Source organism: Parabacteroides caecihominis (genome assembly GCF_023656785.1).
In the GTDB taxonomy this organism is placed as follows: domain Bacteria; phylum Bacteroidota; class Bacteroidia; order Bacteroidales; family Tannerellaceae; genus Parabacteroides; species Parabacteroides segnis.
In genome coordinates this window covers 1-21,014 of sequence record NZ_JAMOKS010000039.1, presented here as the reverse complement: position 1 = coordinate 21,014, position 21,014 = coordinate 1, and the positions used below count along the sequence as shown (strand labels likewise).

Here is a 21,014-nt window from a genome sequence, read left to right as displayed (position 1 = left end):
TTTATTTATAATGCAGCATTCGTATATCCGGTCAGTCCGACCAGAATGCCTCCTGCTATCCCGCCGGCAATAATGACGGCCCAACGTGGGAAAGCCTCTTTCAATAATCCCAAACGTTTCCCTTTGGGAGCGCAGAGTGTATCACATACGACAAATCCCATAGCGATAGCCCATCCCATATCCACCCAGGGAGCACTTCCGCGGGCTCCCTGATGGATGAGGCTGAATTGCATGGGTAATCCGTTTACATCGGTAGCTAAACCGGTAGAGAAACCGAAACCGGGCAATTTGTGATTCACCAGCCAGAATGTTCCTATAATTAAGGCAGCCGCAATAAATCCGCCTTTTGCTCCAAAATCTTTCACCAGTTTGGGCCAACAGAATATAACTGTAAAAGTGACGGCGAAAGAACCGAATATACTGGTTATGATACCGGCATTGTACATGCCGAACAATTCATTGTAAGTTTGTAACCATTCGCTCATACTGCATCCTCCTCTTTTGACAGGCGATTACCGCATGAGCGCATCATCCAGATGGTTATTCCGGCTAAAGCACCTCCGATCAGACAACAAAGCAAAGTGGGGGCAGCCAGGAAAAACAGAGTGAAATCGCCCTGGAAACGGACGATTCCCCAGGCTATGCCGGCAGAGCCGATACACCATCCCTGATCCAGCCATATTTTTCCTTCCGGGTTCAATATGGCTCCGTTATAATGGTTCATGTACCACATGATCCCGATAATAAGGGTAGCTGCCAGCCATCCTCCCATTAAACCGTATGTTTTCCAGAGTTCCGGCCAGATGCCGAAAGCAAATCCTCCGCATATTGCCGAACCTGCAAATGTAGATAAGTAGTGTTTCATGTTATTTAGGTTTATGATCTGTTAGTTCAATTGTAATTTAGCCAGTGTAAAAGGCTTGTCGTGTTTGGTATTTACTTTGTCGGGACCTGTCACGATGTCGAAGCAGGAAACGATCACCTGGCCGTTCCAGACGATCGGTTCTCCCGGCTGGTCCAGACCGCCGTCGCTGCCGTCGCAGTCCGGACTTTGGGCAATACGCTGAATGCGGCCGTTTTTGTCTATACGGGCTACTGCATTTTCAGAAAAGTCGGCTACCCAGATATTTCCGTCGTCATCCATGCACATTCCGTCGGTGGTGCGTAGTTGTGACGGGTCTTGTGCCCATATCTCATTTCCGATCACGTTGCCATCGGGATTCATGGTTATTCGGTGAATGGTGCCGTCTCCAAAATTTCCTACATATAAATTGTCTTCTTTATCGAATACGATTCCGTCCAGTCCGTACTGAACTGCTTTGTTTTTCGTAATGACGGTTGTGAGCAGGTTCTTATCTGCTTTTGTATTGGTTACTTTTATATTCATATCGTTCTTGTCGAAGCAATAGACTCCGCTTACCAGTAATCCGGACGGGTCCTGGATGGAGGAGAGGGAGCTTTGTGTTACATATAATTTCCCATTTCTGAAGCGGATGCCGTTGGGGTGTTCCATACCGGTGGCTACTTCGATAACTTCTTTCAGTTCGTAGCCATCTAATTTTAAGCATAAGATTCGGCCTTTGTTCCTGGCCTTTTCAGCTCCGCTCCATCCCTGGTTGTCACAAATAAATAAGTCCCCTTCATCATCGAAGGTGATTCCCATGGGAGCAGCCCAACCTGTTTCTTCTAATACGGGTACATTCATCCATTTGCTGATTTTCCCGTCTTTAGTGATCCGCATCAGGCAGGCGGGTTTCGATAAATCGGCAAAGTTCGGACAGGCCAGGATCAGGTCACCGTCCGGGGCAATTGCCATTCCGTCGGGTGTCGGACAATCATCCGGCAATTCCATGAATAGTTCACTTTTTTGCATTGCTGGTGTACAGGCTCCCAGTAATGCAGATAATAAAACAGATATTAAAAACACGTTCTTCATGATATATAGATTTTTCATTGGCAAAGAAATATAATCCTGCCCTGAAAGAGTTTCAGCTATCGGTCAAAATCTTTCAAAATTCGGTCAGTGAATGATTCGTGTTCTTGTAAGGTGTTGATATTTAGTAGGTGATAAAATCTGGCTTTTATATGCTGGAATAAATCTAGATGAACTTTTTCAACGTGTATTTGAGAATATTCCTGACCACCAGATAATGAAACGGGCATATTGTATAGAAATAAATATATCCCAGCCAGTAATGGAAATGCACAACTGTAATACTTCTGACCTTTTTACGATTCCCTTCAAGGTCTTCTATATGGACAGATAGATAAGCACACAGATGTTTATCGTCTAGAAAAACGATTGTTTCTTGCGGCGACTTATCCGTAACACGGGCAAAACTACAGCTACCTCCTGACCGGATACATTCTTTAAACTCCTGTATCTTCCCTTCTCCGCCTTTCAGACCGAATGGTTTTACCAAGAGATTGCGTAGTTTGAAAAGCTGATTAACCCAATCAGGCATATCTGTCCAGAATGATATCTGAATATCGTCCGGTGTGATCTTTTTATCCGAGTCTATTTCGCATTCGAATGAGTCCGAATAATTTGCCGGGAGATATTTGTTTATCAGGCTGCCAGGAGGAATAGTAGAATCTTTTACTTTCATAATGTCTCTGTTTTTCAGTTAGAACAGAGACAAATATAAGTTTATTTCTGGAATATCTCAGGGTATTTCCGGATGAAATACGTTGGCGTACAACTCCAGGCATGGCAATAGCTATTGACCGGGAAAAAGTTGTATGGAGATAAAAACTCATTTTTAGGATCATAAACTTCCCAGAATGTATCAGCGCCTTTGTGGATCATTCCTCCCCAGTATTCCGCTACTTCATCTCGGGCTTCTTGCGACATTCCGCTTTTGATCAGGGCCTCAATGTAATAGTGGAACAGGTAAGGTGCTCCTGGAGTGCAGACATTCTCTGTTGTTTTCAAGGCTTTTAAAGATCGTTGAGCTTCTTTTTGTGTAGGTATTTCTCCCAGTATCATCCATATCTGGGAAGCATAAGAAACCTGATCATTCAATTTGCCTGTGAATAAACCCGTTTTAGGATTATAGAAATGCTTTCGGGCAGCTTTTTTCATCTTTTTGATGAGTCCCGGAAGTTGGGCGACTTCATTTTCTTTGTTCAGTAATTTAGCCAGTTCGTAGGTCTCTTTGAAAGCAAAAGCAGTAATGCCATGAAAAGCGACTTCTCTGTGTAATCCGTCTTTCCAGTCGAAGAATATCCACCATTCACGGGATGCCCGTTCGTAATCCATTGTTCCGTCATCTTGTAGGTATTGGTAAGCTGATTCTAATTGTTTTTTTGCAACGGGCCAAAGGTCCTCAGCTGTCTCTCTGTCTCCCGTTTCCTGCAAATAGTCTTTGAGGGTAACGCCAAACAGGAAAGAATAATCATATAAATGTTGTTTTGCCTGGGGCTTGGGCTCCCGGGTTTCAAAAACAGTTGCGTTTAATTTTCCGTTATACTCGCTTAGTCCGGCCAGCAGGTAGAGGCAGCGTTTGGTCAGATTGTATTGTTTGAAGGAATAGTTGTTAGCCAATGCTTCCAGATACAAGTCGCCTAACCACAGACGCTGATCCCTTTTGGGACCGTCTTCGTAAACGGTTTGCATACATTCTTTCAGGGTATTTAAACTAACCCGGTCTATATCTTTAAATATCTGTGGTGTGGCGGCTGATAATTTTCCGGGCGTATTGACGGCAGAAGTAACAGCATCGCATTTCATTCCGGAAATACAGAAGTCATATCCGGGAGGAGTCGCGATAAGTTCTATTTTTACATATCTGAAGGATACACGGCGTGGAATGGTGATCGTTGACGGCATTGTCATCATGGTGACTATTTCATCTTGTAACCACGCACGGCTGAGTCCTCCCTGATAAGGATCGAAAGGTGTTACCAGTTCAGAAGGAACTTCTCCGAATGTAAGTTTGAAGCGTGCCGGTGCGTCTGCTTCGGCTTTTAGCAACTCCGTGCTGAAACTGAAACTACCTGTTATGTGCTCTCCGAAATCGACAATGACGGCTTTTGTCTCCTTAAAAGAGTTATCGTAGAGTGTATTTATAGGTGCTGTTTGCTCTGCTTTGTATTGCTGGAAAGCATTTTCATCTTTTATGATATGTACTAAACCGATCGGCTTTTTTTCTGTAACGGTCAGTTGAGGAATGCTTTCTTTTGCTTTTTGTAACCAGGATGCCCGCTGGCTGGCATAAAAATCTTGTCCGTGGACTGTTATAAAACAACTGGCAAGTAAACAGTTTAATATAAGTGTTTTTAAGGTCGTTTTCATGTTTCTATAAAATATGAATAAGTGTTTTATCAAAAGTATTCTTTCTTATAAATAGTTGGTAAAATTACTATTTACCGGGTGGATGTATGTTGTATTATTGATATTAAATGTTACAAAAATGACACAATGGTAAGGTTTGAATTATTTTATCTTTTTCGTGTTGGGATTATGTATTTATAATAAAGTTTTTTTCTACATTTACAAATCTAACTTTTTGCTAATCAATATACAGATGAATATGAGCCTTTCAAGAAGAACCTTTATCAAGTCGAGTGTGATATCAGTGTTGGGAATTCCTTTTATGCAAGGATGCCGGTTTATTGACAGTGGAGAAAATGAAGATGACAGTTTGTTTATGCTGTTCCGGAACCCTCCTGTTACTTCCAAGCCGTTTGTCCGCTGGTGGTGGAACGGGGATAAAGTAACAGCTAAAGAGATTCTCCGTGAACTGGATATAATGAAAGCTGCCGGTATCGGTGGTGTCGAGATCAATCCGATCAGGTTTCCTGGCGGAGACGACCTGGGGATCCCGTCATTGGAATGGCTGAGTCCCGAATGGATAGAAATGGTGAAAACAGCTCTGAAAGGGGCTGAAGAGCGTGGGATGATCTGCGATATTATCGTGGGATCCGGCTGGCCATTTGGTGGAGAATTTCTGCAACCGGAGGAGCAAACCCAATTAATGACACAGACGGCCCAGAAAGTAAAAGGCCCTGGTAAAATTCAGTTGAAGACAGCCGATTTGCTGAAAGATGCTTCTCCGCAAGTCGGTTCCAAGTATGAAGGATCGACCAGTGAATTACATTCATTGTGCCTGGCCCCTGTGGAAATGAATACATTCTCTCCGGGTAAAGACATTCCTTTTGAAAAAGGAGCGGAAGTGATCACTGTCGAATTGCCGGAAGGCGAACATATTCTGTATGCCCTGGTCAAGGTCACTGGTTTCCAGGCTGTGATTAATGGGGCTCCCGGTGCCGCCGGACCTGTTCTGAACCATTATAACCAGGTTGCGGTAGAGAAATTTCTGAATCGTATGTCGGATCATCTGTTCCCGGCGATTCAGGGTCTGAAAGGATTCAGGGCTATGTTCTGTGACAGTATGGAACTGGAAGGAGCGAACTGGTGTCATGACTTTGCAGAAGAATTTCAACGGCGTAGGGGATACGATGTAACTCCTTATCTGCCTTTTATCTTGTATAAAGTCGGGCATATGGGACATGCGATCGAAGGAGCGGCTGCAACAGCCCTCTCCGGAGAGGCGAAAGAAGAAGTCGATCGCGTTCGTTATGACTTTTTTGTCACCTGTATGGATATTGTCAGGGACCGTTTCCTGAAACCTTATACGCAATGGTGTAATAAATATAATTTTAAATCCAGGGTTCAGGCTTACGGCCGTGAATTCCATCCTCTGGAAGCCTCTCTGGAAGTCGATATTCCCGAATGCGAGACTTGGTTCTGGAATGCGGACAGTTGTGATAAGGATGCTTTTGTGAAGTCACCGACAAATACGAATGTGAATAAATTTGTGGCATCGGCGGCACATTATTCCGGTAAGAGACTGGTCAGCTGCGAGGAGATAACCAATACCAACAATGCATTTAATGCCTCGCTGGAAAAAATAAAGATGACGGGCGACCAGAGTAACCTTTCCGGTGTGACCCATTCGATCCTGCACGGTTTTAATTATAGTCCGCTGGAAGTGCCGTTCCCCGGTTGGATCATGTACGGTGCATTTCTGAACGAACGGAATAGCTGGTGGCCTTATTTCAATTTGTGGGCAACCTATAAAAGCCGTGTATCGACTGTCCTTCAGGAATCCGATTTCTTTGCTGATATTGCCGTGATGCATCCGCTGGCTGATATGTGGACGATACACGGACCACAGCGTGATCCGTTCCCCAGCCTGCATTATCCGTCTTATCAATATCATGTGTGGGAAGCAATTCATCAGAACGGAAATAGTTGTGACTACATAAGTGAGAATATCATTCAGCAAAGTAGTTTCAAGAAAGGCAATCTTGTTTTCAATAACAGGAAATATAATACATTGATGCTGCTGGAAGTTGAGTCGATGATGCCGACGACAGCAGAAACACTGGTTGAATTCGTTAAAGCCGGAGGTAAACTGATCTTTGTCGGTAAAGAACCTTATAAATCTCCCGGGTTTAAAGATCATCAGGCAAACGATGAAAGAGTCAGACAGGCGATCGGTAGGATCAGGGAATCTAATCCTTCGCAGGTATTTTCCGTAGAGGCTCCGGTAGAGATGATCCCGTGGTTCCGTCAAGTACAGCAGCAATGCGGCATTGTCCCTTATATGAAGATCGATGCACCGAGCCCTTACATCAGCCAGATTCGTCACCAGACGAAAGATAAAGACATTTACTTTATTACAAATTGTAATCCGGAGGATGAAATACGGATACAGGCAACATTTGAAGCGAATGGCAGAACACCTTGGTTATGGAATCCGGAAACAGGCGAACGGACACCTTATCCGGTCTCTTCCGGCTCCACTTTACAGATCGACCTGGGGCCGGCCGCATCCAAACTGATTGTTTTTGAGGAAACGAAAGGCGCGAAGATCTCCATTCCGGCTTTGCCGCTTCAGAGTTCGTCTCCGGTCGAACTGAACGGATGGACGGTCAGAATGGCACATATCAATGGCGAGTCGGCCAAACGTGAGCTGGATACGTTGGTGGACTTCTCTGCAAACCCGGAAACACAATCGTTTTCCGGCGACCTGTATTATGAAAAGACGGTCGATAATGCTGCAGGATTCAATTACCTGGATTTAGGGAAAGTATATGGCGTTTCGGAAGTAACCCTGAATGGGGAGAACCTGGGATGCAAATGGTATGGAAACCGTGTGTATCAGCTGCCGGAACATTTGGCTAAGGCACCGGTCAAATCATTACAAATAAAGATCACGACAACCGTCGGTAATTATCTGAAAGCTACGCCCGAAAACAAAATAGGGCAGGCATGGACCCATCATCAGAAATGGGCACCGACAGGTATGTTGGGCCCCGTTAAATTAATGTAACATCAGGAATAAACGAATAATGAATAACAACTCTATAATGAGAAGAACAGGACTTTTGATCTGTCTTCTGGCCGGTTTTGCATGGCTTGCAGGTGCCGAGCCTTTACAGTTGAAGAAACTGACCTGCGAGTATGCGGAAAACCCGCTGGGAACGGATGCTCTTACCCCGGTGCTTGGATGGCAGTTGGAGTCGCAAGCCCGTAATCAGCTGCAATCGGCTTATGAGATACAGGTCTCTTTGAATGAAGACGACCTTCTGAATGGAAAAGGACTGGTTTGGAAAAGTGGAAAGGTTAATAGCCGGCAGAATGTGAATATCACTTATGCCGGTAAGAAGTTGAAACCTTTCACCCGTTACTACTGGCGGGTTCGTGTCTATAATCAGGACGGCGAAGTTTCCGGTTGGAGCCGGACAGCCTGGTGGGAGACAGCTATGTTGTCTCCGGCAGACTGGAAAGCCGAATGGATCGCAGACGGCTCGAATGCGCCGGAAAAGGAAGAGGATTTCTATAAGGATGATCCCGCCCCGCTCTTCCGCAGGGATTTCCAATTGCGTAAACCGGTACGCGAAGCCCGTTTATATATAGCCGGTATCGGATATTACGAGGCCAGTGTGAACGGAAAACGTGTCGGTGACCATGTTCTCGATCCGGGTTGGACCAATTACGGGAAACAAATATTATATAGTACATATGATATTACCCCGTTGATCGCCTCCGGAAAGAATACAGTCGGCGTTATGTTGGGAAACGGATTCTATAACCCACTGCCTATCCGCATTTTTCAGCCGTTAAGAGAATACCTGACTATTGGCCGGCCTTGTGTGAAGGCGCAGCTTCGTGTTCTATATACGGATGGTTCGGTAGAGACTGTCTGTACCGATGAAAGCTGGAAGACGGCTACCGGTCCGGTTATGCGCAATAATGTTTATTTGGGGGAACATTACGATGCCCGTAGCGAGATTCCCGGTTGGGATACCGGAACATTCGACGACAGCCGCTGGAAACAGGTTGTACTGGTACCGAAAATACCGGCCGGGCAACTGAGTGCCCAGATGCAGCCGCCTGTCCGGGTTCTTGAAGTCATTAAACCGGTCAGGATGACGGAGTGTCGTCCGGGAGAGTTTATATTCGATATGGGACAGAACTTTGCCGGTGTAGCACGTATCAAAGTAAGAGGTCCGAAAGGAACAACCGTGAAAATCCGTTACGGGGAAGATGTCTATTCGGATGGTAGCCTGAATGTCATGACCTCGGTTGCCGGGCAACAGAAGAAAGTCTGGAATGCCGACTGGAGCATGCCCGGACAGCCTCAGACGGCCTGGCAGGAAGATGTCTATACTTTGAAAGGCGAAGGCGAGGAAATATGGTCGCCCCGCTTTACATTCCACGGTTTCCGGTATATTGAAGTAACCGGGTGGCCCGGCCGGCCGTCTCTGGCAGATATTGAAGGAGTTCGTTTGAGTGCGGATTTGCAGAAGGCAGGGCGTTTCGAATGTTCCAATCCGATGTTGAACCGTTTGGACAAAGTGCTCGATTATACATTTCACAGTAATCTGTTCAGTGTGCAGTCCGATTGTCCGGCACGTGAAAAGTTTGGTTATGGCGGTGATATCGTCGGTACTGCCAGGACATTCTGCTGGTTCTATGATATGGAGAATTTCTATCGGAAAGCCATTCAGGATTTTGCGAACGATCAGCGTCCCGAAGGCGGAATGACGGAAACAGCTCCTTATAACGGGATTGCTGCTGAGGGATTGGGTGACGATTCCGGTCCGGTCGGTTGGCAATTGGCTTTTGCTTTCATGCAGAAGCAGTTATACGAATATTACGGTGACCTGCGAACTATTAGGGCCTTTTACCCGGCTTTACGTAAACAGGTGGAGTTTCTCCGTTCGAAAGCGGAAGGGAACAGGATAGGGATGTGTATCAATGACCATGAAAGTCTGGAGGAACGTATTCCGGCCCTGTTCGCAACGGCCCATTATTATCATCATGTGATTTTACTGGCAGAGTTTGCCTCCCTGACGAAACAGACAAAAGATGTACGGATATATACTCAACTGGCTTCAGAGATAAAAGAGGCTTTCATAAAAGAGTTCCTAAAAGCCGGAACCGGGAAAGTAGGTAATTGTACCCAGGCAGCACAGGCTTTCGCCTTGTTCTATGACCTGATTCCGGAAAATGAAAGGGCGGCAGCTTTCGATGTCCTGTTGCAGGCAATTGATAAGTGGGACGGGCATGTCGCTTCGGGCATCTTCGGAGTTCCCGCTGTCCTTGAAGTCCTGCGTCTGAACAACCGGAATGATATAGCCTATGAAATGGTAACCAAGAAAGACTTTCCGGGTTGGGGCCATATGTTGGAATCCGGTGCAACTACATTGTGGGAAACCTGGAGGTATTCGGATAATGTCTTTTCACAAAACCATCCGATGTTCGGTAGTGTGGGCGAGTGGATGTACCAGTCTTTAGGCGGAATCACCCCGGCGGCCCCCGGTTTCAGTAAAATCATCATCAAGCCGCAGCCGGCTGGCGATCTGAACTGGGTGAATTGCAGCTATGAATCTGTAAACGGGACAATCGTAAGTAACTGGAAGAAGGAGGGAGATACCTTTGAACTTCGGGTAAAAATTCCGGCCAATACAACAGCGCAGATATGCCTTCCCTCGTCGACCGGTTCAAAGATAATGGAAAGCGGTTGTTCGTTGAATGTTATACAGGATATAAAAAATCTCGGCTATGTCGATGGCTTTACCTGTTTAGAGGTCGGATCGGGTGATTATACATTTGTAGTAGGGGATAAGTGATAGTACAGAATTTGTCAAATTTGAATGTAGCGTCGTTGGTAAGGGCGGTTCGCGAACCGCCCTTACAGGCTGAAGGCACCGTCACTAATTGGTTCATCTTATAATTAGCAGATAGCTCAATTATTTCTATATTCACTTATTTCCTCGGCATCCTCTCATCCCTCATCGCTGCATTATAGGCAAACCAGGCTACGATCACCGCATTATGACGTATATCGTCCAACACCAGACGGTCGGAGAAATCCTGTGTGCGGTGGGAATGGCGTCCCCATTCCATAGGGTCCTGGATGAATTGGAAAGCAGGGATTCCGGCATTGTCGAAAGGCACATGGTCGGTGCTTCCCACGCTCCGGTTTGAGACGGTGGTGAAACCTGTATCCAGGAAAGGTTGCATCCAGTCGATAAAGATCGGGTGAGCCATCAGGTTGTCCTGGGTGAATATCCCGCGAAACTTACCGGGACCGTAATCTGAATTGAAGTAGACCGATATTTTGTCATATTCTTTCTTTTTCTCCAATGTTTTCGGGTCTTGTACGAATTGCTCCACATATCCGGTAGAACCGTGCAATCCGACTTCTTCGCCACCCCAGAAAACAACCCGGATGGTCCGGCGGGGCTGGACACCGATTGTTTTGAGGATACGCATGGCTTCAAGCATGGCGATAAAGCCCGCACCATTATCGCCGGCTCCCGGGCTCATGTGGAAGCAGTCGAGGTGGCCTCCGATAATGACCAACTGGTCTTTCAGTTTGGGGTCGGTACCGGGTAGTTCGGCTATGACGTTATATATTTTGCGGTCGGATTCGAATTTGACGGCAATGTCGACTTCCATTTCCACCTTTTCGCCGTTTTTGATCAGGCGTTCCATCAGGCCGTGGTTCTCGCAGGAGATATTCAGTTCGCAGGGGACGGGACCGACTTCTTCCAGTTTGTGGAAATTCAGTCCCGGTACGCTGTAACTACCCGATTCATGAATGATAACAGCCGGTTCTTCCTGATGGACGAAACTGAGTATTTCTGCATAAGACAGTTCGCTGCCTTCGATGGCTGGGGCAGGACGTCGCCGGCGTGGTTGTACCTGGGTGATCGGATACTCGGCGGTTTGTTTCAGGGATTCTTCGGTGTGGCGGCGTGCCATCGGTTCGAAGCTGATTTGGTATTCCGTGACGGAAGGCATCAATACGATTTTGCCTTTTAGTGTTCCTTTCAAAGCCTGCAACTCCTGTCGGTCTTTGGCTGTGATCAGCGTCACTTCGCCTTTGGCAGGGCCATTGGTGCCGTTGGTCCAGGCAACGGGGGCGGGGAAGATCGGGATATAGTAGGGGACGGTCATGGCGGCATAAGCCTTTAGTATGTCCCAGCCACCCCGGGGCCAGTCGCGGGCAAATTCAATGCGGGGGTTGGATAACCCGTATTCCTCCATCATTTCTTTTGCCACTTTATAGCCTCTTTCCATTCCGTCGGAACCGGTCAGGCGTGGACCGGCATAGTCCAGCAAACGGTAGGAAAGCCGCTCTATATCGGAGTTCAACCGTTCTTCCTGTTTGATCTTTTGGGCGATGGACAGGTCGATTTTTTCATTCTGAGCCATAACGGATGACGCCCCGATCATCAAAACAATCAATAAGCTTCTCATTTCTATCTCTTTAAAGTTTCACATAAGTATTATCTGCCGATAAGCTCTTCAAAGATAGTAAATCTGTGTTTCAGGGAAGCTGATTGCCTGAGAATGTGCAAAATTATTTGTTCAGCGCCTTTATCAGGTCTGAGCCGGCGCGGAACTTGACGGAGGTACGCGGCTTGATCATCACAGGCTCTCCGGTCTGTGGATTCCGGGCGGGGCGTTCGGTCTGCTCCCAGGGCAGGAAGGTGCCGAATCCCTGGAATACGACCGTATCTCCCTCTTGCAGGGCTTCGGTGGTATTGTTGATGAAGGAGTTGAGTACCGCCTTTATCGCTGCTCTCGTCATGCCGGTGTCTACGGCTATTTGTCCGATCAATTTACTTTTATTCATATACTACAGGTTTAAATCGTTTTTAAAACAAGTGTTCGGGATACTTGGCCGGAGACGTAGTTCTGCGGTAGAAGCAGGGTATAACTTTTCAGCATAATATCCTTTAAATCGGTATAAATACTCCGTTTTCGGGAGTATGGTTTACTTCTTTTTGTTCTCTGATATTAGTTAATATAAATTGTTCACTCTCTGTTCTTCACCCTCAATCAGTGGATTAACTACCGTATTACCGGAAATACAGCGTATTCGATAATTTGTAGGAGGCCATTTCCTCTGATTTAATGGAGTTCGTTAAGAACTCAGGAAAATGAATGTTGCTATAGAAATAATGGAGTTATCCATGAAACAGAAAGATTTAATTGTTGCAGGTTAATTTGCCGTCTGCTTTAGCTGACGGTTTACAAGGCATTTCTCTCTTTTGGCTTTAGCCACATTTCTCTTAAATAGAAAGATATAAAATGAGACTAAAGTCCAAAGATATACATCCTTTACTAATCCGTCAGCTAAAGCAGACGGCAAATAAACCTGTAACAGCCAAGCCACTTGATTAAAAACTGCTTATTTCCGGCCAGATTTCCCTCTGTTTCCTCCCCAGCCAATTCTCTTGTGGTACTTTTACGGAACCCGGCTTTATCGCATTATCCTTGGTGAAAGAGGAGAAAAAGAGGACAAAAGATGAATTTTATCGCATGTTTGATTGCGTATCCTTTGTATTTATTATCTTTGCCTCCATTAATAACAAAGTTCTTAACGAACTCTGTCCATTTTCCCTTCACAACTCCATTATCGGACATACTGTTCATTATCGGACACTATTCTTTTGTGTTATACTCAGAAAATCAATGATATATGTTTTTGGCATAGCTTTTGCCTGTAGCATGGCAAAACATATATTACGATGAAAAAGATCTATATAGCCATTACTTATTTATTGCTGACATGCTTTGGTTTACAGGCCGAAGAACAAGATAATGTAGTCCGTCTGACCTTGAAAGATGCCATTACGCTGGCACAACACCAGTCGGTCGATGCGGCTGTGGCCCTGAACGAATTAAAGACGTCTTACTGGGAATACCGTACCCATGTCGCCGACCAGTTGCCGGAGGTTAATTTTAAAGGAACGCTCCCCAGCTACAGCAAGCAATATTCGCGTTACCAGCAATCGGACGGAACCTATGCTTTTGTGCAGGACAATAACCTGTCGATGGACGGAGCGATCTCTATCGACCAGAATATCGCTCTGACAGGTGGTAAGATCTCGTTGAACTCTTCTCTTAATTTCTCCCGCCAGTTGGGACATGGCGCCTTCAATGAATATATGAGTGTCCCGGTCGGCCTGACCCTGACGCAACCTATCTTCGGCGTGAACGACCAGAAATGGAACCGCCGGATCGAACCAGTCCGCTATCAGGAAGCAAAAGCCGCTTATATTGAAAGCGTAGAGGGGGTAACCATCTCAACGATCGCTTACTTCTTCAATCTTCTGCTGGCGAAAGAAAACCTGGCAACGTCTGTGCAGAATCTGGATAACGCAAATAAACTGTATGATATCGCTATCGCGAAACGCAAGATCGGTCATATCTCTGAAAGTGAACTGATGCAATTGAAATTATCCGCTTTACAGGCGAAAGGTAAGTTGACGGAAGCGCAGTCGAACCTGAACGCCAAAATGTTCCAGCTACGTTCTTTCCTGGGATTGAGCGAAGATGATGTGATAGAACCGGTCATCCCCGAATCTGTCCCCGACATGCGGTTGGTCTATCAGGAAGTACTGGGGAAAGCCCAGGAAAACAACTCGTTTGCGAAACGCATACTGCGCGAACAACTCGAGGCCGATTATGCAGTAGCGACGGCCAAAGGGAAACGCCGCGATATCAACCTGTTTGCTTCCGTGGGATATACGGGAAAAGACCGTGATTTCAGTGGTGCTTACAATCCGCTGAAAGATAACCAGGTGGTGGAAGTCGGTTTCAGCATCCCTTTGCTGGACTGGGGAAAACGGAAGGGAAAGGTTAAGGTCGCCGAATCCAACCGCGAAGTGGTACTCTCTAAAAACCGTCAGGACCAGATGACTTTCAACCAGAATATCTTCTTGCTGGTGGAGAACTTCAACAACCAGGCTGCCCAGTTGGAAATCGCGGAAGAAGCCGATGAGATCGCCCAGAAACGCTATCAGACATCTATCGAAACATTTATGATCGGCAAGATCAATATTCTCGACCTGAATGATGCCCAGCAATCGAAAGATGATGCCAAACAGAAGCATATACAGGAATTGTACGGTTTCTGGAGTTATTTCTATAATGTCCGCAGCGTGACGCTTTACGATTTTCTGAACGACCGTAATCTGGATGCCGATTTTGAGGAAATTGTCAGAAAGTAGGTAACTTATTCGTATCTTTACAAACCCAATTAAAGAAACCTATATGATATTAATTATTGATGATGACGCAGCTGTCCGTTCTTCGCTTACTTTTTTGTTGAAGCGGGCAGGCTTTGAACCGGAAGCTGTTCCGGGGCCTGAAGAAGCGTTGGGTATTGTGCGCCGGGAAGCGCCCCAACTGATTCTGATGGATATGAACTTTACCTTGACTACGACGGGAGAAGAAGGGATACAGCTATTAAAACAAGTAAAGATATTTCAGCCGGATGTCCCGGTGATCTTAATGACCGCCTGGGGTTCCATTTCGCTGGCTGTGCAGGGTATGCAGGCCGGCGCTTTCGATTTTGTGACCAAACCCTGGAACAACCTGGTGTTGCTGAAGTCGATCCGTACGGCTCTGGAACTGAATGAGCAGAAGAAGATGCAGAAATCTCCGTTGAACCGGAACGATGCGGACAGTAAATTCCATTTTGAGAAGATTGTCGGACAGAGTGATGCGCTGATGGATGTGCTGGGAACCGTTTCCCGCATAGCACCGACTAATGCTTCGGTGCTGATTACCGGTGAAAGCGGGACAGGCAAGGAACTGATTGCGGAAGCGATCCATGCCAATAGCCCCCGTATGAAAGAGGCTTTCGTCAAGGTCAACCTGGGAGGATTGTCACAGAGCCTTTTTGAGAGCGAGATGTTCGGTCATAAGAAAGGTGCATTTACGGATGCCTATATAGACCGTACCGGACGTTTCGAAATGGCAAACAAAGGGACCATCTTCCTGGATGAGATAGGTGACCTGGAGTTATCCTGCCAGGTAAAACTATTGCGTGTATTGCAGGACCAGACATTTGAAGTGCTGGGTGACAGCCGTCCCCGGAAAGTGGATATCCGGGTGGTGAGTGCTACCAACTGCAACCTTCCGGAAATGGTTGCCGCACGTACGTTTCGCGAAGACCTGTTCTACCGTATCAATTTGATCACGATCCATCTGCCCGCTCTTCGCGAGCGGAAAGACGATATTCCTCTGTTGGTCCGTTATTTTGCTGATAAGCAGTCGGAAATCAACGGTTTGCCTAAAGTCACTTTCTCTTCGGATGCTGTAAGTTACCTGCAACGTCTTCCGTATCCCGGAAATATCCGTGAATTGAAAAACCTGGTGGAAAGAACGATGCTGGTATCCGGTAAGTCGTTGTTGGATGTGTCCGATTTTGAAGGACAATGCCTGAATCTGGGGAACAAACAGGTCGTGAGAAAAGGCGGAGCCGTCAGTTTTGAGGGTATGACGCTGGACGAGATTGAAAGACAGACCATCCTTCAGGCTTTGGATACACATGAGGGAAATCTCTCGCATGTCGCATCCGCTTTAGGAATCAGCCGGGCAGCCTTATACCGCCGGTTGGAGAAATACGGAATACCTACCGATAAATAAATGATATTCGAATGAGGATAAAAGGATTGTTCTGGATCTTGACCGGGTTGCTGCTGACTATTCTGGCAGTTATCACTTACCATGTCTTCTATAATTATTCTTCCTTCATGTTCTTTATTGTGGAAGGTGTTGTCCTGGTCACTATCTTGTACCTTTTCCTTTTTTACCGGCGTATCATCAAGCCGTTGGATATTATCGGCAATGGTATGGAGTTGCTGAAAGAGCAGGACTTCAGTTCCCGCCTGAGCCGTGTCGGGCAGAAGGAGGCCGACCGTATCGTGGACATCTTCAATAAGATGATGGAACAGTTGAAAAACGAACGTCTGCATCTGAGGGAACAGAATCATTTCCTGGATTTGCTGATCAATGCTTCTCCTATGGGAGTGATTATGCTGAATCTGGATAACGAGATCATATCGTTGAATCCCGCTGCCCGCAAGATGTTCGGACAACCTTTGTCGGTCGATTTCGCCGGAAAATCCTTTACAGAGATAGATTCCCCGTTGGCAGTGGAGTTGGCGCGTATTCCTTTGTATGAATCGCAGACTGTTCGCCTGAATGATGCCAATATATATAAATGTACGCATTCTTCTTTTGTCGACCGGGGATTCCATCACTCGTTCTATCTGGTGGAAATACTGACGCAGGAAGTCTTTAAGGCAGAAAAGAAAGCCTATGAAAAGGTGATCCGCATGATTGCCCATGAGGTGAATAATACAACTGCCGGTATTACATCTACATTGGATACGCTGGAATCCACTTTCAGCGAGATGGAAAATACGGAAGATATATGCGACGTGTTGCGTGTTTCCATCGAACGCTGTTACAGCATGAGTCATTTCATTACAAACTTTGCCGATGTGGTGCGCATCCCTGAACCGCAAATGCGTAACTATGAATTAAATACGGTGGTGACTTCCTGCAAGCGGTTTATGGAGACAGTCTGCCAGAACCGCAACATCCAAATCATTATGGAGCTGGATGAAGTGTCTCCTGTCGTGCGGCTGGATAGTTCGCTTTTTGAACAGGTGCTAGTCAATATTATAAAGAATGCCGCCGAGTCGATCGGGCGCGACGGCAAGATTTACATACGTACTTCACGTAACCCTGTCTGCCTGGAAATAGCAGATACCGGCAAAGGAATAGACAAAGAAACTGAAAAGAAATTGTTCAGTCCTTTCTTCTCCACCAAACCGAACGGGCAGGGGATCGGCCTGATCTTTATACGCGAAGTATTGCAGAAACAGAACTGCTCTTTTTCCCTGCGTACTTATACGGACGGTTTGACAAGGTTCCGTATATTGTTTGAATAAGTCTGAAATACAGTAGGCTATAGTTGTTCTCATTTTGTTATATTGTGTAACAAAATGAAACCAGTATGTATAACGTATCAGTAAAAGTAAAAAGGCGTAAGTCGATAGAGGCGGGGAAGCAGATGCCGCTCTATGTGCAGATAATCTATCGTCGTGAGGTCCGGAAGATGGCTTTGCCGTACCAGTTATCCGAAGAAGAGTGGGACGGGGCCAGGGAGGAAATCAATATCCCGGGTGAAAGCACTTCCGAACGGTCAAAAGAATTGTATGCCATCCGTGAGCAGTTTTCCCGCGATTGCCGGACAGTCCGGTCTGTGATCTATTTGAAGGAGAAAAAGAGTTCCTTTACTCCGGATGAAATAGTGGAGGCGTGTAAGGAACGTTTTGCGGTGGCCAACCTGACAAAGTATGTGGAGAAACAGATCTGTGTGCTGCAAGGGGAGGGCAAGGATGAAACGGCCCGGCATTACCAGAGTACCTTGAATGCCTTTATGCTTTTCCGGGGTGGCTGCGAACTCAGGTTGGACGAGATCGACGCGCCGCTTCTGAAAGAGTTTGAGACCTACCTGTTCAACTCCGGAGTTTGTGCCAATACCGTTTCTTTCTATCTCCGCGTGCTCCGGGCTATCCGTAACCGGGCGGTAAGGGATAACCTGGTCGAACCCAGCCCGCTGCTTTTCAGCAATGTCCATACCAGTATCGAAAAGACCCGCAAACGTGCGGTGCAGGAAAATGTGATCCTGGGTCTTGTCGCTTTGCAACTCCTGTCGCCTGCGTTGCAGCTGGCACGCGACCTGTTCCTGTTTTCCTATTATGCCCGTGGAATGGCCTTTGTGGATCTGGCCCATCTGACGCAAAAGAATATCGTGGGGGATAAGATCGTCTATATCCGGCGCAAGACCGGGCAGGAGTTGCAGATACGCCTGCTGCCTGAAATGAGGAAACTGATTGCCCGTTACCAATATGCATCCGGCCCTTTCCTGTTTCCTGTCCTTACGGGTTCCCGCCCGGACTATATCGGCTATCAGAGTGCGCTGCGTGTTCAGAACAAGCGTTTGAAGAAGCTGGGGAAGATGGTCGGAGCCGACCTTTCGACCTATATCGCCCGTCATACCTGGGCCAGCGTTGCCGCACAGAAAGGGATACCGGAAGAACTCATCTCACAGGGCATGGGACATGAGTCTGTTAAAACGACCCGTATCTATATGGCGTTCCTTGATACCTCGCGGGTGGACCGTGCCAATGAAATCGTGATACATAAGAAGAATTGTAAATCAAAGCCTGTTTATAAAGTGGTATTGTGAGGTGTGTTCTGTCTCTTAGGAAGAGACGGTCCGTCGGTGACAGTCAGTGTTAAAACTTGGCAAATGTACTAACTCTTTTTTATACTTGCACCATTTAGTACGGTGTTTTTCCACATGACTAGCCTTAATATTCATGTATTTACTGAATATTGTTACATCTTTTAAGAAAGAAGGCCTGTTGTTCATGCCTCTCTCGGGTCTCTTTATGTCTGTCTTTCTGCTTCTGTTTCTGTCTGTTACCTATTGATTATCTGTTGTTTACGTTTTGTTTTCCTGCTGTTTCTCTCTTTCCCGGCAAGGATGCTAAATGATATAACTTGAAAAACAAGCACTTTTCAACTGTTCCCGTATCATATCATCCTTTTTTGTTTTCCGGATGTTGCCCCGGAGTGTTCTTTCCTTGCAGGATGGTATCATAAAAGCAGCTGAAATCCCTGATTCTTGTGCCTTTTGTTTATCCCCGTTCCGTCTCTTCCTAAGAGACAGAACCCCACTGATAGTTACCAAATCTAGTATTAATATAATGTATAGGGTTCTTTACTTATCGCTGCTGTATATCGGTTGTTTGTTGCTGACAACAAATATGTATGGACAACAAACCGCACTGAAAACGAATCTCCTGTTCTGGGCGACCACGACCCCGAATGCCGGAGTGGAGTTCGGGATGGGACGTCAATTCACCATGGATATCTGGGGTGCCTATAACGCCTGGAAGTTTCCGGATGATATGCGTCTAAACCTGTACCTGATACAGCCGGAAGTCCGCTTCTGGCCGTGCCGCAAGTTTGAAGGGCATTTCTTCGGGGTGCACGGTCATTACGGGTATTTCAATATCGGCATGATCCCGTTTATCTCCGGTCTGAAAGACCATGTGTTGAGAGGCGACCTTTACGGCGGCGGCGTAACCTATGGCTACCACTGGGCGGTCGGCAGCCGCTGGGGATTGGAGGCGATGATCGGCGGCGGTTATGTTTCGATGAAATACACCAAATATAAATGCGCCGAATGCGCGGAGGCATCCGGCTCTTACAGCCGTAGCTATTTCGGTCCGACGCGTATCGGTTTTTCAGTCATCTATTTTCTACGCTAAAACAACTTGTCCGATGAAACATACCTTCTTCTATAATATATATGTATGGGCCGTTTGCCTGGTTCTTTTTGCGTTGCCTGCCGGCGCGCAGCATATCCGTGTCGTGCCGCAGCAGGTCTCTGTGCGTAACGACAGCCTGCAACTGCTGCTTGATATGGACCTGGAGGCGGTGAATGTGTCCGCAAGCACAGCCGTTATTTTTACCCCTCAATTGCTGGGACCGTCCAAACAACTTCTTTCTTTGCCCCCTGTCATTATCAGCGGAGGTATCCGTGAGCGTCAGGACCGCCGCGAACGGTACCTGTCTGCCGGCAAAGAATCTTCCGCCCCTTATCTCCGCATCCGCGATACCCGGCATACGGGATCAAAGAAAATAACTTACCGGATGTCCGTCCCTTACACCTCGTGGATACAGCAGGCTTCTTTATTACTCTGCCAGGAGGTGAAAGACTGCTGTGACCTCCAACTGCTGGGAGTCGATACGCTGGTACGGCATATAGCACTGAAAGACTATCCGGAGCACAATCCCGTTCCCGTGCCTGACACGGGATCGCAGAAGAAGCACCCTCTTTCCCGTGCGAATATGACAAAAAATACGAAGGATCGGGCCGTTGCCCCTGCGATCCCGCATCGGGTGAGGGAACGGGCCGTCGATGTGACCGCTTACGAGTCGATGGTATCCTATCTGCGTCCTGAAACCGGGAGGTCGGGCAAACGCCATACCGAGAGTGCCGTGCTCTATTTTGATTACCCGATCGGCAAGGACGATATTTATCCTGATTATAAAAACAACCGTGAAGAGATCGATAAGATCAACCGTATCATGGTGCCCTTGCAGGATAAGCGCTTTACCTCGGTGGAGCGTATCCGTATCTGCGGCTATTCTTCCCCCGACGGTCCTTACGGCGACAATGAACGGCTGGCAAAAGCGCGTTCAGGGCTTTTTGCCTATTACCTGCGGAATGCATACGGCATTCCCCGCGACCTGGTGGAAGTCTCTTCGGTGGCAGAGGACTGGGAAGGACTGTCCGATCTTATGAGGCGGGAAAAAACTTCGTGGCAGGATGCCGTACTCCGGGTGATCCGCCGTTACGGTATCTTCAACGGGCGTGAAAAGCAATTGATGGATTTAGAGGGCGGGACGCCCTACAGGGAGATGATGCGCCATTACTTTCCGAAGCTGCGGCGCATAGAGGTTGTCGTGCAATACGATGTCCGCAAAGTGGAGGGCGACGAAGCGGCAGAACTGATCTATACGCATCCTGACCTGCTGAGCCTGGAGGAGATATATGCCGTGGCACGCTATTACCGTCCCGGGACGGATCAATACCGTGAAG

Annotated in this window: 15 protein-coding genes; 8 read left to right on the top strand and 7 right to left on the bottom strand. The window is 46.9% G+C overall.

The window, feature by feature from the left end:
* Positions 1 to 5 precede the first annotated feature (5 nt).
* The 5 genes from NBH14_RS23935 to NBH14_RS23915 all read right to left on the bottom strand — a co-directional run bounded on the left by NBH14_RS23935 (position 6) and on the right by NBH14_RS23915 (position 4,297).
* A complete protein-coding gene (locus NBH14_RS23935; protein ID WP_186958883.1) occupies positions 6 to 485 on the bottom strand; it encodes a Lin0368 family putative glycerol transporter subunit in 480 nt (159 codons plus the stop codon).
* Complete coding sequence (locus tag NBH14_RS23930) at positions 482 to 865, bottom strand: Lin0368 family putative glycerol transporter subunit (protein WP_186958882.1); 384 nt, start codon at positions 863 to 865, stop codon at positions 482 to 484. The genes NBH14_RS23935 and NBH14_RS23930 overlap by 4 nt, the downstream gene beginning before the upstream one ends.
* Before the next feature lie 21 nt (positions 866 to 886).
* The gene (locus NBH14_RS23925; protein WP_186958881.1) at positions 887 to 1,936 is read right to left on the bottom strand and encodes an SMP-30/gluconolactonase/LRE family protein; all 1,050 of its coding nucleotides are present in this window, start codon (positions 1,934 to 1,936) and stop codon (positions 887 to 889) included.
* Positions 1,937 to 2,099: 163 nt separating this feature from the next.
* A complete protein-coding gene (locus NBH14_RS23920; RefSeq protein WP_186958880.1) occupies positions 2,100 to 2,609 on the bottom strand; it encodes a DUF2867 domain-containing protein in 510 nt (169 codons plus the stop codon).
* 41 nt (positions 2,610 to 2,650) lie between these two features.
* On the bottom strand, positions 2,651 to 4,297 hold the full coding sequence (locus NBH14_RS23915) for an alpha-L-rhamnosidase-related protein (RefSeq protein WP_186958879.1): 1,647 nt from the start codon (positions 4,295 to 4,297) through the stop codon (positions 2,651 to 2,653).
* 232 nt (positions 4,298 to 4,529) lie between these two features.
* Between NBH14_RS23915 and NBH14_RS23910 the strand changes: the two genes are divergently transcribed.
* On the top strand, positions 4,530 to 7,343 hold the full coding sequence (locus tag NBH14_RS23910) for a glycosyl hydrolase (protein WP_186958878.1): 2,814 nt from the start codon (positions 4,530 to 4,532) through the stop codon (positions 7,341 to 7,343).
* A gap of 37 nt (positions 7,344 to 7,380) precedes the next feature.
* On the top strand, positions 7,381 to 10,149 hold the full coding sequence (locus NBH14_RS23905) for a family 78 glycoside hydrolase catalytic domain (protein WP_186958877.1): 2,769 nt from the start codon (positions 7,381 to 7,383) through the stop codon (positions 10,147 to 10,149).
* A 136-nt stretch (positions 10,150 to 10,285) separates the two neighbouring features.
* Here the strand turns inward: NBH14_RS23905 and NBH14_RS23900 are convergent, their stop codons facing one another.
* Both NBH14_RS23900 and NBH14_RS23895 read right to left on the bottom strand, forming a co-directional pair.
* On the bottom strand, positions 10,286 to 11,785 hold the full coding sequence (locus NBH14_RS23900) for a M20/M25/M40 family metallo-hydrolase (protein WP_186958876.1): 1,500 nt from the start codon (positions 11,783 to 11,785) through the stop codon (positions 10,286 to 10,288).
* A 103-nt stretch (positions 11,786 to 11,888) separates the two neighbouring features.
* Positions 11,889 to 12,164, bottom strand: coding sequence for an HU family DNA-binding protein (locus tag NBH14_RS23895; protein WP_186958875.1), 276 nt, complete (start codon positions 12,162 to 12,164; stop codon positions 11,889 to 11,891).
* 898 nt (positions 12,165 to 13,062) lie between these two features.
* Here NBH14_RS23895 and NBH14_RS23890 point away from each other — a divergent pair.
* The 6 genes from NBH14_RS23890 to NBH14_RS23865 all read left to right on the top strand — a co-directional run.
* Complete coding sequence (locus tag NBH14_RS23890; protein WP_186958874.1) at positions 13,063 to 14,547, top strand: TolC family protein; 1,485 nt, start codon at positions 13,063 to 13,065, stop codon at positions 14,545 to 14,547.
* Between the two features lie 43 nt (positions 14,548 to 14,590).
* A complete protein-coding gene (locus NBH14_RS23885) occupies positions 14,591 to 15,970 on the top strand; it encodes a sigma-54-dependent transcriptional regulator (protein WP_186958873.1) in 1,380 nt (459 codons plus the stop codon).
* Positions 15,971 to 15,981: 11 nt separating this feature from the next.
* Positions 15,982 to 17,283 (top strand): sensor histidine kinase, encoded by a 1,302-nt coding sequence (locus NBH14_RS23880; RefSeq protein WP_186958872.1) that lies wholly within the window; start codon positions 15,982 to 15,984, stop codon positions 17,281 to 17,283.
* Positions 17,284 to 17,348: 65 nt separating this feature from the next.
* Positions 17,349 to 18,587, top strand: coding sequence for a site-specific integrase (locus tag NBH14_RS23875; RefSeq protein WP_250817806.1), 1,239 nt, complete (start codon positions 17,349 to 17,351; stop codon positions 18,585 to 18,587).
* A gap of 523 nt (positions 18,588 to 19,110) precedes the next feature.
* Positions 19,111 to 19,677 (top strand): DUF3575 domain-containing protein, encoded by a 567-nt coding sequence (locus NBH14_RS23870; protein WP_284705607.1) that lies wholly within the window; start codon positions 19,111 to 19,113, stop codon positions 19,675 to 19,677.
* A gap of 13 nt (positions 19,678 to 19,690) precedes the next feature.
* Positions 19,691 to 21,014, top strand: a 1,324-nt coding sequence (locus NBH14_RS23865) for a DUF3868 domain-containing protein (protein ID WP_250817804.1), incomplete at its 3' end; no start/stop codon positions are given.

What these genes read in the sequence shown, in the direction of transcription:
- NBH14_RS23935 (WP_186958883.1), bottom strand. Translation starts at nt 485, where the DNA reads ATGAGCGAATGGTTACAAACTTACAATGAATTGTTCGGCATGTACAAT.
- NBH14_RS23930 (WP_186958882.1), bottom strand. Translation starts at nt 865, where the DNA reads ATGAAACACTACTTATCTACATTTGCAGGTTCGGCAATATGCGGAGGA.
- NBH14_RS23925 (WP_186958881.1), bottom strand. Translation starts at nt 1,936, where the DNA reads ATGAAGAACGTGTTTTTAATATCTGTTTTATTATCTGCATTACTGGGA.
- NBH14_RS23920 (WP_186958880.1), bottom strand. Translation starts at nt 2,609, where the DNA reads ATGAAAGTAAAAGATTCTACTATTCCTCCTGGCAGCCTGATAAACAAA.
- NBH14_RS23915 (WP_186958879.1), bottom strand. Translation starts at nt 4,297, where the DNA reads ATGAAAACGACCTTAAAAACACTTATATTAAACTGTTTACTTGCCAGT.
- NBH14_RS23910 (WP_186958878.1), top strand. Translation starts at nt 4,530, where the DNA reads ATGAATATGAGCCTTTCAAGAAGAACCTTTATCAAGTCGAGTGTGATA.
- NBH14_RS23905 (WP_186958877.1), top strand. Translation starts at nt 7,381, where the DNA reads ATGAGAAGAACAGGACTTTTGATCTGTCTTCTGGCCGGTTTTGCATGG.
- NBH14_RS23900 (WP_186958876.1), bottom strand. Translation starts at nt 11,785, where the DNA reads ATGAGAAGCTTATTGATTGTTTTGATGATCGGGGCGTCATCCGTTATG.
- NBH14_RS23895 (WP_186958875.1), bottom strand. Translation starts at nt 12,164, where the DNA reads ATGAATAAAAGTAAATTGATCGGACAAATAGCCGTAGACACCGGCATG.
- NBH14_RS23890 (WP_186958874.1), top strand. Translation starts at nt 13,063, where the DNA reads ATGAAAAAGATCTATATAGCCATTACTTATTTATTGCTGACATGCTTT.
- NBH14_RS23885 (WP_186958873.1), top strand. Translation starts at nt 14,591, where the DNA reads ATGATATTAATTATTGATGATGACGCAGCTGTCCGTTCTTCGCTTACT.
- NBH14_RS23880 (WP_186958872.1), top strand. Translation starts at nt 15,982, where the DNA reads ATGAGGATAAAAGGATTGTTCTGGATCTTGACCGGGTTGCTGCTGACT.
- NBH14_RS23875 (WP_250817806.1), top strand. Translation starts at nt 17,349, where the DNA reads ATGTATAACGTATCAGTAAAAGTAAAAAGGCGTAAGTCGATAGAGGCG.
- NBH14_RS23870 (WP_284705607.1), top strand. Translation starts at nt 19,111, where the DNA reads ATGTATAGGGTTCTTTACTTATCGCTGCTGTATATCGGTTGTTTGTTG.